Below are 17,279 nucleotides of genomic sequence, written 5' to 3'. Positions count from 1 at the left end.
GATGGGAATATGTTGAAGGTTGCAATTGCAGAAGATGATTTCCGCGTGGCGCAAATTCAAGAGGAGTTTTTATCAAAAATAAAGGACGTAAAAGTGATCGGAAAAGCATTGAATGCAAAAGAAACGATGGAACTACTACAAAAGGAAGAAATCGATTTACTTCTATTAGATAATTATTTACCAGATGGAATTGGTACAGACTTATTGCCGAAAATCCATGCTGACTTTCCAAACGTTGACGTCATTATGGTTACAGCGACGAATGAAAACCATATGCTAGAAAAAGCAATTCGAAACGGCGTAAGCAACTACCTTATAAAACCGGTCACGTTAGATAAATTTGTTCGAACCATTGAAGACTATAAAAGAAAGAAGCAATTATTACATAGTAACAATGAAGTAAATCAAGCACTAATCGATAACTTCTTCGGTACTTCACAAATACAAGATATGAAAAACTTACCGACAGGTGTTGATCCGTTAACACTGCAAAAAGTGAAAGGAATTATAAAAGGGTTCGAAGACGGAATTACAATAGAAGAAATGGGAGAACAAATGGGAGCTTCCAGAACAACTGCAAGAAGATATTTAGAATATTTAGTGGCGACAAACGAATGCACAGTAGAGTACACATACGGCATTATCGGACGACCAGAACGAAAATATCGAATAGGACGAGGACTATGAAAAAACGATTATTACTATGTATATGGATCATGACAGGAGTAATAGCTGGTTGTTCCGTAGAAAAAACGCACACGAATAAAGTGGACATAGAAGAAGTAGAAATCGTTGCGCCAAACGTTCAAGGAGCAGGATGGGATTTAACAGCACGGGCAATGCAAAAAACGCTAACAGAAGAAAAAATCTTCACAAAACCAATCACAGTCACAAATAAAGTAGGTGGCAGTGGTGATGTCGGCTGGAAATATACGAAACAAAAAGGCGGTCACGTACTGGCGATTAACTCAAGCTTACTCATAACGAACAACCTACTAGGCCACAGTAAACTAACCTATAAAGACTTCACCCCGCTCGCAACATTAGCATCAGACTGGGAAGTCGTTGTCGTCTCAAAAGAATCAAGCATAGAAAACGCAAACGAACTAATGGAACAACTAAAACAAAACAAGAAAAACTTCAAAATCGGCGTTGCCCCCGGCCTAGGAAACGACGATCACCTATCCTTCGTACAAGTAAGCAAAGCATTCGGCATAAACCCAGCCGAACTACAATTCTTCGTTTACGAAAACAAAGAAAAAATCATAAACGCCCTAACGAACAAACAAATCAATGCCGCAACCATGACCCTATCCGAAGCCGAAAAACAATACAAAGCCGGCAAAATAAAAATACTAGCCGTATCCGCACCAAAGCGCCTAGACCGACTACCAGAAATTCCGACGTGGAAAGAACAAGGAGTCGACGTTATATTCCAGCACTGGAAAGGGATTATGGGCCCGAAGGATATGACGGAGGAAGAGGTTGCTTATTGGGATAATATCATTAAGAGGATGGTGGAGAGTGAGAGTTGGAAGGGGATTTTGAGGGAGAGGGGTTGGAATTCTTTTTATAAGAATAGTGAGGAGAGTAGGATTTTTCTTGAGGAGAGTAGTCAGGAGTATGGGGAGCTAGTGGGGAATAATAGGGATTAGTAAATCATACGGTATGGCGTATGATTTTTCTTTTATACATAGTTTGATAAAATAGTAGTAATTGTAATTTATTGTAACGGTGGGGATAAAAATGTTGGATCAACTCATAATTGAATTGGCTAAATCAACGAAGCAGGTTGAAGATATAAATGGTGATAAAACTTATTTGATTAGAAATAAGGATAATGGAGAATTAGAAATTGAAATTAAATTTTCACGTGAGCGATATGAAAAAGAAGAAGCACCGTCTTATTTTAACGTGGGCTTTGAACTTCTTAAGGATGCTTGGCAAAAAATTATTGATATGCGCACGGTAAAGAGTGAGGATTTCGGACAAGCAAGTGAATGTAATACTTTCTTGGTAGCTTTCTGTTCACAGCTTCCATTTGTGAATGTAATGGAAGCAGGAGCTATTGAATTTAAAGAATTCAAAACAGATAACCTACCAAGTGAAAAATATGATAAAGTAATGCTCTTTTTAGAAGAGACAATGAATGGTACATATAATCCAAGTACGTTAAGTGAACAAGCGGATGAAAATTTATATAGAGTGAAATCTAATGCACGCCAGGATTTAAGATTGTTGGGCTTTTTGAATGAATCTCATGAAATGAATCAGCTTTTATTAAATGAATATGTTCAATCAGAAGATAAGAATGCTTACATTGCACAGCTAGTTTTAAGACAGGAATATTTCTGTCATGCTTTATTTGTTCTTGGATTGTTAGAGAAGTATTCAAAGGATGAAAAGAAAGAAGCTTTAGTAGGTTTGGGAATGACGACTGTCCGAAATTCATTAGGGGCTAATTTGATGGTTGAATCAGTAGCGAAGCGGCGTACGAATAACTTACTAGATTGGCTGGAACAAGTAGGGCTGATTAATAATGAGTGGATTCCTATTGAACAATACGTAAAAGATGATAGAGAAAAGGGCGGTAGTATGAACAGTAATTTACGTGAAAAGTTTTTAACGGTTATGGATGAATATTTACAGGCAAGAACAGAAAGATTTGCAGGTCATAAAATGGGAGCGGTTGTTAGGCATGAAATGACAACGGAAATAACGAGGTTACCATTTATTAATCATAATCAATATGTTGTCACAGGTTCAATTGGACAAGGGAATTGGGCTGCTGTTCCGTGGCTTGCGATTATGAATAAAGATATTACGACATCCACGCAGAGAGGTTATTATATCGTTTATTTGTTTAGTGAAGATATGGAGCGATTATATTTAACGTTGGCGCAAGGTGTGACGGAAACGTCAAGAGAAGAGATGCAAAAAATTAAAGAAGAGATCCGTGAGCAAATACATATGTCCCAAAAGGTGAAAAAAGATGATGAGATTTTCCTAGGGACAAGCTCAAAAGCGAAAGGATATGCGAATTCAACAGCGGCTTATATTGCGTATGATGCTAATAAAATGCCAAGTGAAAAAGAGTTAGTAGAGGATCTAGAAGAAATGCTTCGCTATTATGAGGGATTTATTGCTTACAAAGAGGAAGGAACGAAATATGAAATGATTTATGAGAGGAAAGAAGTGTATTTAGATCAGCAATCAATTATCGATCATGTGTCTTCTTATATTCAAAGTAAAGGTTTCTTTTATGAGAAAAAAGATCTTATTAATTTCTTCCTTTCGTTAAAGACGAAGCCATTTGTAATTTTATCAGGTATTTCAGGTACAGGGAAAACGAAAATTGTTCAGTGGTTTGCGGAGAGTTTAGGGGCTACGGAAGAGAATGGACAATTTACACTCATTCCGGTTCGACCTGATTGGAGTGATAGTTCTGATTTGCTTGGTTATGTGAATCTTCAAGGGGAATTTCAAGAAAGACCGTTAATTAAAGTTCTTGAAAATGCAGATGCAAATCCAAATAGGCCGTATTTTGTAGTGTTGGACGAGATGAACTTAGCTCGAGTGGAATACTACTTTAGTGATTTTTTAAGTGTAATTGAAAGTCGTAAATGGAAAGATGGAAAAATTGTTACGTCACCAGTACTTCCAGAATCAATTACGAATAAGCATATTACGATTCCATCAAATGTATATATTATCGGAACTGTAAATATGGATGAAACGACACATCCGTTAAGTAAAAAAGTATTAGATCGTGCGAATACAATTGAATTTAATACCGTTAACTTAGATTATTTTAATTTCTTAATGGATATGGAAGAGAAGGAAGCTGAAATTGTTTCTAATAGCTCTTTAGCAACCAAGTATCTTCATTTAAAAGAATGCTTTAAAGAAAACGAAGATCTTGTGAGAAATATCTCAACTATTTTAATAGAAATAAATAAAACACTTGAATCAGTTGGAGCTCAAGTTGGATACCGTATACGAGATGAAATTTGTTTCTATATGGCATACAACGAAAAAGGAAAGTTATTATCGTTTGATGAAGCGCTTGATTATCAAATATATCAAAAGATTTTACCGCGTCTTGCTGGGAGCGATGGAAGAACAGAAGAGGTATTAGAGCAGTTGTATGTATTATGTGCAAATGAAGAATATGATAGTGGTAATAATGATGCCTCATATGCTAAGTATCCTCGTTCAGCTAACAAGCTGTCTCATATGTTAAGGAGGTTCGAGTATGATGGCTTCACCTCTTTCTGGATCTAATAATGAGATAGAGCTAGTTAAGATTGAAACAGAGGAGCTATCATTGACGATTAAAGGAAATCCTTATCATGAAAAATACGAGAGTTTAAAAGAATATCACGCTATGAACGCGGATGAAATGATGTATTTTCAAGTAGATGGGAAGACGGAATCCGTTTCTGTATTTGATGCGAGATTGCAGCGGCTAGATGAATGGAACGAACATCCGCCAATCTTTTTTGAGAATAGAAGTTATCAGCTTGTTGTTGTTCCGAAAAATAACAAGCAGCTCTCTTTTTATCATGAACATCCGGGATTTCGAAAACAAGTTAGTTCTATTCAAATGGGTTCACTACACGTGTTAATGGGGAATCTTTCATTTCCGAATGAAGTAGGAAATACAACGTTTGAAATTAAAGATGATAAAGAAACTTTATTAACAGTTACATTTGAAGTTTTTCCGGTAAAGCTTGATTATAAGGATGATTACAGAGCTTTATTAGATGAGGTAAATGATGAAATTTATAATTTAGCGTTTCATTTACTAAAGAGAACTTACTTAGGAGCATCTGCAATTTACGCTACAAATCCATCGAAGAGTGAGTTTTATCGTATTTTAAATGATTCCTTTGAGCGGTTTATGAAGTCGATCTCTCACATTAAAAGACAACCGCATCATACGCTTATGACTAGACATCAACTTGTACGAGGAGAAAAAATTCGTAAATTTGATTCTGTCGGAATGAATTATTTGCGAAAGCGACCACACTTAATACAAGGAGAAAACAGTATACCGACTAAAGGAATTACAGCTTATAAGGAAGTGTCATATGACACGCTGGAAAATCGATTTGTTAAATGGATGATTCAAAGAGTCGTACATAAAATAGAGGATTTACTTAAGGCGCTAGAGCCAAAGTCTAGATATACACGTGGTGAAACTGATGAAGATTTACTACAACGTGTAAAAAATATGAAGTATCGAATGAAAAATGAATTGAACGATCCATTTTGGCGAGGAATAGGAAAATTAGATCGCTCAGTCTTTTCGCTCGTAATCCAAATGGCTGCAGGATATAGAGATGCGTATCAAATCTTTTTAATGCTATCGCGAGGTTTAACATTACGAGGACAAATTTTCAAAATGTCGGTAAAAGATGTCGCAAGGTTATACGAATACTGGACGTATTTAAAACTCGGACAAATTCTATCTAAAAAATATATACCGCTCCATCAAGACGTTATTCAAGTTAAACAAGATGGTTTATACGTAACGCTTGATGAAAGTAAAACTGCAAAAAGAACGTTCAAACATCCAGAAACAGACGAGGTAATCGAACTTTACTTCCAAAAACGAAACGGTAGACTGCCAACAGTTACACAAAAGCCAGATACGATGCTAGCTATTGAGAAAAAGGGGAAAAACTATCAATATCAATACATTTTTGATGCGAAATACCGAATTGATTTTGCTGAAAGATCTCATTATAAAAGGAAGTATGGCACCCCTGGTCCAATGGAAGAAGATATTAATACAATGCACCGTTACAGAGATGCATTAGTTGTAGAACAAGAGGGACCTTTTGAGCGAACAGCTTAGAGCCTGTTTATAGTCTTATAAATATGTTAGGATGTATGCAAAAACAGGAGATGAGTGTATGTCTTATCCAAGTGATATCAGCCGTGAAAAATTCGAGATCATTCGTGAGGAACTAGAAACGTTTAGCAAACGCACAAGTCCGCGAAAGTATGACCTTTATGATGTGTTCAATGCACTACTCTATGTTCTGAGTACAGGCTGCCAGTGGCGTGCTTTACCAAAAGATTATCCCAAATGGCAAAATGTTTACCGCTACTATGCAAAATGGAGTAAATCCAATGCCGAAGGTAGTAGTCTATTAGAGACCTTATTAAAAAAATTGTTGGGCAAATAAGGGAAGCAGTGAATCGCCCCAAAAGCTCTAGCTTTAATATTGTCGATGCCCAAAGTGTTAAGAATGCAGATACGGCTGAACAAAAAGGTTATGATGGTGGTAAGAAAGTTTCTGGTATTAAACGACATATCAGTGTAGATATTCTTGGATTTCCCCATGCAATCCATGTTACCACTGCCAATGTCACAGATCGAAAAGGCGCACTCGAAATGTACGAGCAATATCCTGAATTGAAAGAAACCATAGAAGCCATCCTCACGGATGGTGGGTACACAGGAGAAAAGTTTCAAAAAGAAATTCAAAAGCTATTGAATGCTGAAGTACAAGTTGCCAAGCGGTCCGAATTGCATCAATTTCAAGTGATCCCTAAAAGATGGATCGTAGAGCGCTCATTTGCTTGGTTAGAAAAATACAGACGATTGTTCAAAAATGTAGAGAGAAAACTAGAAACAAGTAAACAAATGGTTGTCCTAGGATTTCTCGCTATTTTAATAAAAAGATAAGACTATAAACAGGCTCTTACGGAGCGTACGTACTATTTCCGTGGAACCAAGAGGGAGCATATGAGAATCATCCATTTTATAAAAGTATCGAAAAAGTAAATATCGGTGGATTCCCATTCTTACCAAACGCAACAAGACTAGTCGAACAGTTTTTAGATCATCTCATTGAAAAGAGCCCAGAAGAAATTATAAGAGAAGGCATTCTTCCAAGAGGAACAAAAGAAGAATGGCACTCTTCACTCGAAGAAAAAGTATTAGTGGGCAGCGTAAAAACTGAAGTCGACTATGAAACATATAGGAAAGAAGGCTTATATCAGCTACCAGTCACACAGCTAAAACCAGGATGGCAAGATGCGAAGTACATTGCATTATATGCACCGAAAAAATGGCACGGAGAAAAAGGTGGCATTCAATACTTCGCAAAAATTAAACACATTCAAATGCAACAAAACGATGAGTATGTAAATTTCGAACTAGAGCCATGGAAAAAACTAGACCACCTCATCCGCCCAGTAGGATATGGCATTCAAGCATACACAATAACAACTATGTCGTTATTAAAAGAGGTGCAAGAACTCCCGGAACTATTTATGAAATCAAAAGAAGAACGAATCCTTTGGAAAACATTACGCCGTTTTACGAAGCAAGTTAAAGTTGAGCTGGATCATCGTAATTTAGATGAGGCATCTTCTGTTAAGAGTTATTATGTGCAGGATGTTCAGATTTGGGTTGATTATGAGAATGGGGTTGTTATGGTTGGGAGAGATGGACGAGTTAAAGAGGTGCCTTTGGAGTTGGTTGTTGGGCGGGGATCGGTGTTGTTTAAAGAAGTTATAAAAGTACTAAATGTTAGGGAATAGCACTTAGAGCCTGTTTATAGTCTTATCTTTTTATTAAAATAGCGAGAAATCCTAGGACAACCATTTGTTTACTTGTTTCTAGTTTTCTCTCTACATTTTTGAACAATCGTCTGTATTTTTCTAACCAAGCAAATGAGCGCTCTACGATCCATCTTTTAGGGATCACTTGAAATTGATGCAATTCGGACCGCTTGGCAACTTGTACTTCAGCATTCAATAGCTTTTGAATTTCTTTTTGAAACTTTTCTCCTGTGTACCCACCATCCGTGAGGATGGCTTCTATGGTTTCTTTCAATTCAGGATATTGCTCGTACATTTCGAGTGCGCCTTTTCGATCTGTGACATTGGCAGTGGTAACATGGATTGCATGGGGAAATCCAAGAATATCTACACTGATATGTCGTTTAATACCAGAAACTTTCTTACCACCATCATAACCTTTTTGTTCAGCCGTATCTGCATTCTTAACACTTTGGGCATCGACAATATTAAAGCTAGAGCTTTTGGGGCGATTCACTGCTTCCCTTATTTGCCCAACAATTTTTTTAATAAGGTCTCTAATAGACTACTACCTTCGGCATTGGATTTACTCCATTTTGCATAGTAGCGGTAAACATTTTGCCATTTGGGATAATCTTTTGGTAAAGCACGCCACTGGCAGCCTGTACTCAGAACATAGAGTAGTGCATTGAACACATCATAAAGGTCATACTTTCGCGGACTTGTGCGTTTGCTAAACGTTTCTAGTTCCTCACGAATGATCTCGAATTTTTCACGGCTGATATCACTTGGATAAGACATACACTCATCTCCTGTTTTTGCATACATCCTAACATATTTATAAGACTATAAACAGGCTCTTAGATACAAGGTTGATTAAGTCATGAATAAGGGCCAAGTTTTTAAATATAATAGATAAATATTAGTTGGATAAAGTGTATTGTTAACTATGGGAAGAAGAGCATATGGGGTATATGCTCTTCTTTTATTTGTAAATAACATGGATGTGAAACTCTAAATGATGACCTCCACCCTGTCAAGGTAAAGGTCTTATTTTACCTCTATATTAGTGATACCGGATTTTTTCTATACATTCCCCTTGTACCTCCCCCAACGTCACCCCCTAACCTAAAGAAGACAAATCAAAAAGGGGGGACAAAACCACTCATGAAAACCACCACAAAAGAAAAAAGGAACACCATCATCATGCTACTACTCTCAGCTGCAATAGGAATCTTTTCACCACTACTCATGTACATCACACTGGCACGTAAAAATGAGGTGTACAAATACCATTGCCGAAAAGCATTCAACTTTCATTTGTTAATCTTTCTTCTATTTAATATTAGTTCGTGTATTAGTGATGTTTTATTTTGGATTGTATTTGCCTTTGAGGTAGTTCAAGTGATCATTGTTGCTTGGAAAGTAATACGCGACGAACCATATCGTTATTTCATTCGAATTCTGTTATTTAAAGAAGATAAGTATGCAGTGGAAGGAGAATAGATGATGAAACAAGAAGTGGAGATAAAAGGAAAGCGATTTTTCGTTATGATTGCCGTGTTGTTTATTGCGACTTATATTGTTTTACGAAAAAGAAAGTATGAGCACTTTTATGATGGTATTAGTGAGTATGAAAATCGTTATAGCGGGAAGGTTCCTTTTTTATTACTTGTTGTAGGTTTGTTTCAATATTGTAGGCAGAATGAGATAAGTTTTTCTCATATGCTTCAGTATGTGAAAGAGAAGTTAGCGGAGTAGGTGAGGATATGGCGTGGATGATTAGTGAGTTTGCAAGTGTTGGGGATGTTACGGTGCGGACGCTTCGTTATTATGACAAGATTAATTTATTAAAGCCGAGCGATTATACTGAGGGTGGGCATCGGTTATATACGAAAGATGATTTGTATGTGTTGCAGCAAATTCAATCGTTTAAGCATCTCGGTTTTTCGCTTGGGGAAATTCAAAATATTATATTGCAGCGTAATATAGAGACGGAAGAATTTTTAAGACAAATGCATTTTCAAAGAGAACTGCTTTTGGCAGAGCAAGAAAGAATTGCGAAGGTACTTTCGCATATGGATGAGATGACGAAGAAGTTTCAAAAGGAAGAACGAGTGGATATCGCTTTGTTTTCTTCGTTTCTGCAAACCTTTATATGGGAGAAAGAAAATAAGGAATGGTTAGAGGAACATTTTTCAAAGGAGAGTGTTCAAGCGGTTTATAATAATAAGGAACTAAAAGAAAAGTTTGATCGGCGATTTATGGATGTGATAGGGAAGTTGAAAAAGTATAAGGAAGAAGAGAAGGATCCGAGTCATCATGACGTTCAAGTTACTTTGAAGGAATTTTTCAATTTAATAGAAGAGGTAACGAAATATCTTGATACACCTCAAAGTGATGTGGAGGATATAATCCAAAAATCCAACCTCCCACTATCCGAATTCCCAACCCTCTTCACAACCGAAGAAGAAAACTATATAAAAGAAGCAATCCAGCAGTTTAACCCCTAGTTAAACTGCTTTTCCATTATAATAGAAGAAAAACCAAACGGAGGAAAATCCCATGCCAACCTACAACAAACTAATCCGAAATAAAATCCCACAAATAATAAAAGCTAACGGAAAAACACCAACAACAAGAATTCTATCTGAAGACGAATACATAAAAGAACTCTGCAAAAAAACACAAGAGGAACTAACCGAATACCTAGAAGCAGACACAAAAGAACATAAACTCGAAGAACTATCCGATCTTCTAGAACTAATAAACGCCCTAGCCGAATACGAAGGCACAACACTAGAAGAAATCAACAACATTCGTAAAAAGAAAGCAGAAGAAAGAGGCGGCTTCTCAGATCGAGTCTTCCTAATCAAAGTAACCGATAACTAACCCTCATAAGCCCCTTACTAGCCCCTCCCAAGTAATAAATCACTAAGAAAAAACACAACAAAACAAAAACACCAACAAACACCGTAGTAGTAGTCAAAAAAAATTAGAAATAACACGCCAAAAACCCGGACCTCCTTCCTATATATAGTACAAAGAGGAATTTTTCATTTTTGAATGAGGGCGGGAGGAACTTTAATGGCGGTGTATCGTAATGTGCAGGTGAATTTTTGGCAGGATGATTTTGTTTTGGATTTGACGCCGGAGGAGCGGTATTTTTATGTTTATTTGTTAACTTGTTCGAAGACGACGCAGTGTGGGATTTTTCCTTTTCCGAAGCGGTTAGCTGAGATGGAGACGGGTTATAACCGGGAGACTGTTGATAAGCTTGTGCAGCGCTTTGTTGATTATGGGAAGATTCTTTATGATGCGGAGACGCGGGAGTTATTTATTTTAAATTGGCTTCGTTATAATCCTGTGACGAATACGAATGTGGAGAAGTGTGTGCTTCGTGAGCTTAAGGGTGTGAAGAATAAGGAGTTTGTACATATGTTTCTTCGTAAGTGCGTAGAGGAGGAGCTGAATGTTCCGATGCTTTTAGCGCATTTCGGTATGCCTAGTGATTTGGCCGTTCATGATGTTGATCCGGTCTGTGATGAGGCGGAAGAAGAGGTTATAGAGGAAGAGACGGGGAGTCGCGTGTTTTCTTTTTATGAGCAACATTTTGGTAGTTTGTCTCCTTATACGGTAGAGGAATTGAATGCGTGGGTGAATGATTTGTCAGAGGAGCTTGTGCTGAAGGCTCTTCAAATTTCGTATGAGAATAAAAACCGGAAGATGGCTTATGTGAAGGGGATTTTGCGGGGGTGGCACGGGAAAGGATTTACGAAAGTGTCTGAGGTTGAGGCGGATACGGCAAGGTTTCGAAAGAAGGAGTCGTCTGTTAGTAGCGGGGAGACGGCAAATTTTTTGGCGAAGTGTGAGGAGTGGGAGAAGAATGTGCCGTCTGAGGAAGAGCTGCAGCGCTTTTTAGCGGAGCGCGGGTGGCGTCCATGAGCATTCAAAATGTGGAGGCGGAAAAGACGGTGTTAGGTTCTCTATTACTTGATGGAGAGCTTATTAAGGAGTGCCGTTTGACGGAGCAGTATTTTTCTATGCCAGTGCATAAGTCTATATTTCAGTTAATGCGAAAAATGGAAGAAGAGGGGCAACCGATTGATTTTGTGACATTCATTTCTAGGGTGGATCCGAATTTTTTGAAGGGGATCGGGGGAGTGGAGTATTTTATAGGGTTAATGGATGGTGTGCCTGCGACTAGCAACTTCTCTTATTATGAGGGGCTTGTTCGAGGTGCCTGGAAAATGTATCAGGCTGGCGTTCTCGGGCACAAGATGGGAGAGCGTCTTATTGCGGAGAAGAATGAGAAAATTATTGGTGAGACGATTACGGCACTTTGTGAGTTAGAGGAAAAGGACTGTGTATGTGAGTTTGATTTGAAGGATGCGTTAGTTGGTTTGTATGAAGAGCTTCATCAAGATACGAAAGAGAATACTGGTATTGAGACTGGTTATATATCGCTAAATAAAATGACGTGCGGATTGCAGGAAGGTGATTTTGTCGTTCTTGGTGCACGCCCTTCTATGGGGAAGACTGCGTTTGCGTTAAATGTTGGACTACATGCGGCGAAGTCTGGAGCGGCAGTTGGATTGTTTTCATTAGAGATGAGTAGTAAGCAATTGTTAAAAAGGATGGCGTCTTGCGTAGGTGAAGTGTCAGGAGGCAGATTGAAAAATCCGAAGCACCGTTTTGCGATGGAAGACTGGGAAAAGGTGAGTAAGGCGTTTGCGGAGATCGGGGAGTTACCACTTGAGATTTACGATAATGCAGGCGTTACAGTGCAAGATATTTGGATGCAAACTCGTAAGTTAAAGAGGAAGCACGGCGATAAAAAGCTTTTAGTCATTGTAGATTATTTGCAGCTCATTACGGGGGATCCGAAGCATAAGGGCAATCGGTTTCAAGAGATTAGTGAGATTTCTCGTAAGCTTAAGTTATTAGCGCGTGATTTAAATGTTTGTGTAGTAGCGCTGTCGCAATTGTCTCGTTCAGTAGAATCACGTCAAGATAAGCGCCCGCTTTTATCTGATTTAAGAGAGACGGGACAAATTGAGCAAGATGCGGATGTCATTATGCTTATGTATCGTGAAGATTATTACGATAAGGAAACGAAGCAGAAAGAGATGACGGAGATTCATGTGGCGAAGCATCGGAATGGACCTGTTGGTAGTTTTAAACTGAGATTTTTGAAAGAGTTTGGACGGTTTGTGGAGGGAAAATAGTGAAAAGACTGGAGTATCACTTTGCAAATAAAATAAAGCATAGGTTTTCTATTTAATTAACTTATGCTTTATTTTTTGATTCTTTGAATATGTTTCTTATTTTTCCATAAAGAAAGATCTTCTCTCTGCAGTAATCCATTGCTGCAAGTCATCTTGGCTACGTCGTACAAGTCGATTCACTAAAACATCATGCCATACATAATCCTCTAATAGGTATATATGAACGGGGTCATCTGTATAAAAAGCAATATTACGCTCCTCAAGTGATGGTCCATAAATCATCTCTTTAGAATCTATCGATAAAATAAACCAATGTTCTGTAGACAGGGTTTCTGTATAAGGTGTTATACGGTGGGCTTCTAGATTTTTAATGGGATTTTCAACATGCAGGGTAATACCTTGTATCATGACTTTATCGGCTACCTCAGATAGTTCTTCTTTTAATACTTCGTACATCTCATCCCACATCGAAATGACAATACGTTTTTCTGCTTTTTTGATTAATGCCTGACAGTAGCTAATTATTGTTTTATTGTCTTTTAAAGTAATCACTCGATTATCCGTTTTTTCCTCGAAAGTTTCTAGTTTTTTTAATGAGTCACTGATTCCTTCATAAGTAGACTGCCATTCTGATTGAGCCTTCTGCAAAAAGATTTCAACAGGTAGAGGTGAATAGCGAGTGGTGTCATTTATTTCTTCCTTCATGACAATTCCTTTTTCTACAAGGTTACCTAAAACCTCGTAAATCCGCGCTCTTGGGATACCTGAATCTTTACTCACTTGGTAGGCTGTGACAGGCCCCTGTTTAACAAGAGATACATAAGATTTAGCTTCATATTCATTAAAACCAATTTTTTTAAGCTGTTGCACTATGTAGTCCACTTTTTTCGTCCTCCGATGTTTGCTTTTATATTTCAACGTTACAATAACTGTTTACATTTAGCAAATTATTAGTTACTATTCGAATAGTGACTAAAGGGGAGGTTAATAGTATGGATTTTTATTTAGACCCATCAGTATTAATTATTTTGATTGCTTTTGGATTTTTAGCTGCATTTATTGATTCAGTTGTAGGTGGCGGTGGACTGATTGCTTTACCAGCTTTATTATTTACAGGACTGAATCCAGCAAGTGCAGTAGCTACGAATAAACTAGCGTCGACAATGGGGTGTGCAACTAGTAATATTGTGTTTTATCGTTCTGGTAATCTTGATTTGAAATCGGCGTTTAAATTAGTTCCACTCACTTTCATAGGTTCCGTAATAGGTGCATGGACCGTTCATTTAATGAACCCAGAAGTACTGAAGCCATTGATGCTGATCATGCTTGGTGCGGTTGCTATTTATACGATTTTCAAAAAGGATTGGGGTAGTGTTTCCACTCATAAGAAATTGTCCGGTCGACACTTCATTATTTTTACTTTTTTTATTTTTATTATTGGTTTTTATGATGGATTTCTAGGTCCTGGCACAGGTTCGTTTTTAATGTTTTCTCTTTTATTTATTGGGTATGATTTTTTAAAAGCAGCAGGTAATGCGAAGCTTCTTAATTTAGGAAGTAATGTTGGTGCATTGTTGATGTTTATGTATGTAGGGCAAGTAAACTATGTGTATGGTTTTATAATGGGGATTGCTCAAATTGCTGGAGGGATTGTTGGCTCCAAATTTGCTATAAAAAAAGGAAGCGGGTATGTTCGTGCTCTTTTCATTACAGTAACTTGTTTATTGTTAGCGAAAAATCTGTATGACTATATTCAGTAAGTAATTTTGAACATCTTCACTTCAAAGAACGTAGAAAAGGTCAAATATGAAGGCTACATAAAATATAAGAAGATACTAGGGGCAAATTTCTTTTAACATTTTTTAGATGCTACCTTATTCGAAGATAGCATCTAAAAAAAGGCTCATTTAAAAGAAAATAATATAAACTCATATTTTTCTGGGGTATGTTTATTGATCATAGTGAAATGTTTACTCTATATTCTTCTTATAATTAGGCCTCAACAAACTCTTAAAATCCAACTCAGCAATCAACACACTCAACAATATAAGCGTCGCCCCTAAATATCCTTTCCCAGTAAGCGTTTCGCCTGTGAAAACGAAGGCAAAGCCTGCGGAAAAGACAGGTTCTAATGAAAAAATAAGTCCTGTATGGGTAGGCGTAGTGTATTGCTGGGCGATAACTTGCACGATGAATGCGACTGCGGTGCAAAATATGCTTAAGGCTAAGATGATTAGCCATGAGTCGATCGTGCCAGGAAGCTTTGGCGTTTCTATAATGAATGAAAAAATAAGGCTAAATAGGCCGACGAAACCGAGTTGTATGACCCCGAGCGCAATCGAGTTCACATGTTTCGTTACACTTCCAGTAATGATGACATGAATGGCATAAAATAAAGCAGATAATATGCAGAATATATCGCCATTACCGATCTTGAATTCGCTAGTTAATGTTAATAAGCCGATTCCTATTATCGTTAACACAATTCCTACTATAACTTTCTTTTCAGGAATGTGTTTTAAAAATATAGCTGATAATATTGGAATGAAAATGACTGTGAGGCATAGTAAGAAACCAGCATTAGAGACACTAGTATACTTTGTGCCAAACGTCGCAAAAATGTAAACGATAAATAAAACAGAGGCCAATATAAATGCATATTTTACAGTTTTTAAATCGACTTTGAATAAATGTTTGTAAAATATTAAACCTGATAAAAGAAAGGCAATAATAAATCGTAATGCGATTAAATTATATTCTTCTATGCCATCAAGTCCAAGCTTCGTAAGTAGGATGGATGCACCCCAAAAAAATGTAACTAGTAGTAGCATTAAATCAGCTTTTAATTGAATTTTCATTTCTATTCCCTCGTTATGTATAATTTATGATTCCATACCCCTATCCCTATTGTTTATTTTAATATCAATTCTGAATATTTGGAACAAAAATTTATCGACGCTTTTTTCTCCATCCAATTATTGAAAGTTCGGACCTGAAGAAAATCGGTATGTAAGTTTCTAAAGTGAATAGAAATAATGAAAAAGAACCCAATTTCTCTATTTTATATGGAGAGATTGGGTTCTTTCGTTTTGGAATAATTATGAGAAAATTTTTAGATGTTTCTCATATATTCATCATGTTTCTTTCATCCTTTTCTCACGTCCAAGTTTTACACTCATATGTATCAAAGGTAAAGGGAGGTAATACATTTTTTACTTATCTCAAAACGAATGATAGATGGTGGTGAGCAGATGAAAAAGAATAAACGTAAAAAATTGCGTTGGTTAAAATGGATTTTGATCCTTCCGTTACTTCTGGTATTACTATTGTTTGGATTACATAGTATGAAGTTCGAAAGGTGGGACCATGAGAAGCATAAGCAAGCGGCGTATACTGTTTCTCACGATAAAGAAAGGGAAGCTTTCATCACGCAAAAAGAAAAGTTTAATAACTTTGAGCGAAATCAGCATCATGAAAAACACCATGAAAAAGAGTTTGAAGGTTTATTCTTTATACCATTCCTGTTAGCGTTTGGATTTGTTCTTTTCGGCTGGTTAATCCTTCGTAAGTCTGAAGGGAATATGGTTAAAAAATGGACAGGCATATTACTCCTTGTTATTGGTTTATTACCGGTCCTTCCGATGCTTGCATTTGTTGCAGCGATTGTTTGGGCATATAAAAAGTTTAAAGAAAAAAGAATGGCAACTGATATAGATTTATACAGCGATTTTCAAGTACAACAACAAGTAGATATTTTAGATCAATGGGAACGCAACATTCGTAAGGAGGAGAAGTAATAATGGGTATTTTAAAACGTATTAAAAATATTGTGGTAGCGGATGTGCATCAAACGTTAGATAAGGTAGAAAATCCTGTTAGCATGTTGAAGCAATATCTTCGCGAAACAGAACAGCAAATTACGAAAGCTCAAAAAGCACTCGCTCATCAATATTATTTAGAGAAGAAATATGAAGCATTAATTTCAGAAACGGATGCCCTTATTGCGAAGAGAACTCGCCAAGCTGAGCTTGCAGTATCACGCGAAGAAGATCAAATGGCACAGTTAGCCCTGCAAGAAAAAATCGTGAATGAGAAAAAAGCGGAGCTATATCGCAAGCAGTACGAAATAACAAAAGAGCAGACAGCGACGCTTTATGAACAAATTGACAAATTGCAAAAGAAATATGGAGAGTTGCAATATAAAGAACTAGTTCTTGTTTCGCGGTTAAATGCGGCGCGAGCGATAAAAGAGAGCAACACGGCAATTGATTCGTTCCATACAGAAAGTGCAGCGAAAGGCTTTGCACGCATTGAATCGTATGTGCAAAAACTAGAAGCAGAAACAGCTGCTAGTAACTATTTTTATAATTTGAAGTCTCCTAATCAACAAGAAGTGTTAGATCAAAATTTGCAAGAAGAAGTACAGCTGGAGTTAGAGAAGTTAAAAGAGAATAAATAGTATGCAAAACGCCCATTTCATATGGGCGTTTT

16 protein-coding genes and 2 pseudogenes are annotated in these 17,279 nt (G+C 37.1%); 15 read left to right on the top strand and 3 right to left on the bottom strand.

Annotated features, from left to right (window positions below; genetic code table 11):
• Positions 1-9 precede the first annotated feature (9 nt).
• From ACP6L7_RS23340 to ACP6L7_RS23315, 6 genes and pseudogenes are all read left to right on the top strand, one after another.
• Positions 10-687: a response regulator gene (locus ACP6L7_RS23340; RefSeq protein ID WP_097829843.1), complete on the top strand. Its 678-nt coding sequence runs from the start codon at positions 10-12 to the stop codon at positions 685-687.
• Complete coding sequence (locus ACP6L7_RS23335) at positions 684-1,655, top strand: tripartite tricarboxylate transporter substrate binding protein (RefSeq protein ID WP_097829844.1); 972 nt, start codon at positions 684-686, stop codon at positions 1,653-1,655. The genes ACP6L7_RS23340 and ACP6L7_RS23335 overlap by 4 nt, the downstream gene beginning before the upstream one ends.
• 91 nt (positions 1,656-1,746) lie before the next feature.
• Complete coding sequence (locus ACP6L7_RS23330) at positions 1,747-4,284, top strand: MrcB family domain-containing protein (RefSeq protein WP_097829845.1); 2,538 nt, start codon at positions 1,747-1,749, stop codon at positions 4,282-4,284.
• A pseudogene (locus ACP6L7_RS23325) lies at positions 4,259-5,860 on the top strand (DUF2357 domain-containing protein); the annotation flags it as partial. The gene ACP6L7_RS23330 and the pseudogene ACP6L7_RS23325, both read left to right, overlap by 26 nt.
• Positions 5,861-5,921: 61 nt before the next feature.
• Positions 5,922-6,700 (top strand): IS5 family transposase gene (locus ACP6L7_RS23320; protein WP_430528891.1). Its coding sequence is split into 2 segments (ribosomal slippage): positions 5,922-6,183 and positions 6,183-6,700, totalling 780 coding nucleotides; the frame shifts between segments, so codons are not numbered across the junction.
• 14 nt (positions 6,701-6,714) lie between these two features.
• Positions 6,715-7,560 (top strand): annotated as a pseudogene (locus ACP6L7_RS23315) (DUF8743 domain-containing protein); the annotation flags it as partial.
• Between the two features lie 22 nt (positions 7,561-7,582).
• On the opposite strand, the gene ACP6L7_RS23310 reads toward ACP6L7_RS23315, so the two are convergent.
• Positions 7,583-8,361, bottom strand: a protein-coding gene (locus ACP6L7_RS23310; protein ID WP_430528891.1) for an IS5 family transposase whose coding sequence is annotated in 2 segments (ribosomal slippage) — positions 7,583-8,100 and positions 8,100-8,361 — 780 coding nt in all. Because the reading frame shifts where the segments join, the coding sequence is not laid out codon by codon here.
• A gap of 366 nt (positions 8,362-8,727) precedes the next feature.
• On the opposite strand from ACP6L7_RS23310, the gene ACP6L7_RS23305 reads away from it, so the two are divergent.
• The 6 genes from ACP6L7_RS23305 to dnaB all read left to right on the top strand — a co-directional run bounded on the left by ACP6L7_RS23305 (position 8,728) and on the right by dnaB (position 12,788).
• A complete protein-coding gene (locus tag ACP6L7_RS23305; RefSeq protein WP_097829847.1) occupies positions 8,728-9,066 on the top strand; it encodes a magnetosome magnetite crystal formation protein family in 339 nt (112 codons plus the stop codon).
• Entirely contained in the window at positions 9,067-9,321 is a 255-nt protein-coding gene (locus ACP6L7_RS23300) for a hypothetical protein (protein ID WP_097829848.1), read from the top strand. It begins immediately after the preceding gene.
• 8 nt (positions 9,322-9,329) lie between these two features.
• A complete protein-coding gene (locus tag ACP6L7_RS23295) occupies positions 9,330-10,073 on the top strand; it encodes a MerR family transcriptional regulator (protein WP_097829849.1) in 744 nt (247 codons plus the stop codon).
• A gap of 52 nt (positions 10,074-10,125) precedes the next feature.
• Entirely contained in the window at positions 10,126-10,452 is a 327-nt protein-coding gene (locus tag ACP6L7_RS23290; RefSeq protein WP_071772284.1) for a nucleoside triphosphate pyrophosphohydrolase, read from the top strand.
• A 195-nt stretch (positions 10,453-10,647) separates the two neighbouring features.
• Positions 10,648-11,505, top strand: coding sequence for a DnaD domain-containing protein (locus ACP6L7_RS23285; protein ID WP_097829850.1), 858 nt, complete (start codon positions 10,648-10,650; stop codon positions 11,503-11,505).
• On the top strand, positions 11,502-12,788 hold the full coding sequence (gene dnaB / locus ACP6L7_RS23280) for a replicative DNA helicase (RefSeq protein ID WP_141533298.1): 1,287 nt from the start codon (positions 11,502-11,504) through the stop codon (positions 12,786-12,788). Before ACP6L7_RS23285 ends, dnaB begins: the two co-directional genes overlap by 4 nt.
• Positions 12,789-12,884: 96 nt before the next feature.
• Here the strand turns inward: dnaB and ACP6L7_RS23275 are convergent, their stop codons facing one another.
• Positions 12,885-13,670: a TrmB family transcriptional regulator gene (locus ACP6L7_RS23275; protein WP_097829852.1), complete on the bottom strand. Its 786-nt coding sequence runs from the start codon at positions 13,668-13,670 to the stop codon at positions 12,885-12,887.
• A gap of 110 nt (positions 13,671-13,780) precedes the next feature.
• On the opposite strand from ACP6L7_RS23275, the gene ACP6L7_RS23270 reads away from it, so the two are divergent.
• A complete protein-coding gene (locus ACP6L7_RS23270; protein ID WP_097829853.1) occupies positions 13,781-14,548 on the top strand; it encodes a TSUP family transporter in 768 nt (255 codons plus the stop codon).
• A gap of 210 nt (positions 14,549-14,758) precedes the next feature.
• Here ACP6L7_RS23270 and ACP6L7_RS23265 read toward each other — a convergent pair whose 3' ends face one another.
• Complete coding sequence (locus ACP6L7_RS23265; RefSeq protein WP_097829854.1) at positions 14,759-15,646, bottom strand: DMT family transporter; 888 nt, start codon at positions 15,644-15,646, stop codon at positions 14,759-14,761.
• A 393-nt stretch (positions 15,647-16,039) separates the two neighbouring features.
• Here ACP6L7_RS23265 and ACP6L7_RS23260 point away from each other — a divergent pair, with 393 nt between their 5' ends.
• Both ACP6L7_RS23260 and ACP6L7_RS23255 read left to right on the top strand, forming a co-directional pair.
• Complete coding sequence (locus ACP6L7_RS23260; protein WP_097830174.1) at positions 16,040-16,585, top strand: hypothetical protein; 546 nt, start codon at positions 16,040-16,042, stop codon at positions 16,583-16,585.
• Between the two features lie 2 nt (positions 16,586-16,587).
• Complete coding sequence (locus ACP6L7_RS23255; RefSeq protein WP_071772290.1) at positions 16,588-17,247, top strand: PspA/IM30 family protein; 660 nt, start codon at positions 16,588-16,590, stop codon at positions 17,245-17,247.
• The last annotated feature ends 32 nt before the right edge of the window (positions 17,248-17,279 follow it).

It is taken from the genome of Bacillus silvicola (assembly GCF_050524305.1).
GTDB lineage: Bacteria > Bacillota > Bacilli > Bacillales > Bacillaceae_G > Bacillus_A > Bacillus_A cereus_AT.
This window is presented reverse-complemented; position numbering and strand designations above follow the sequence as displayed.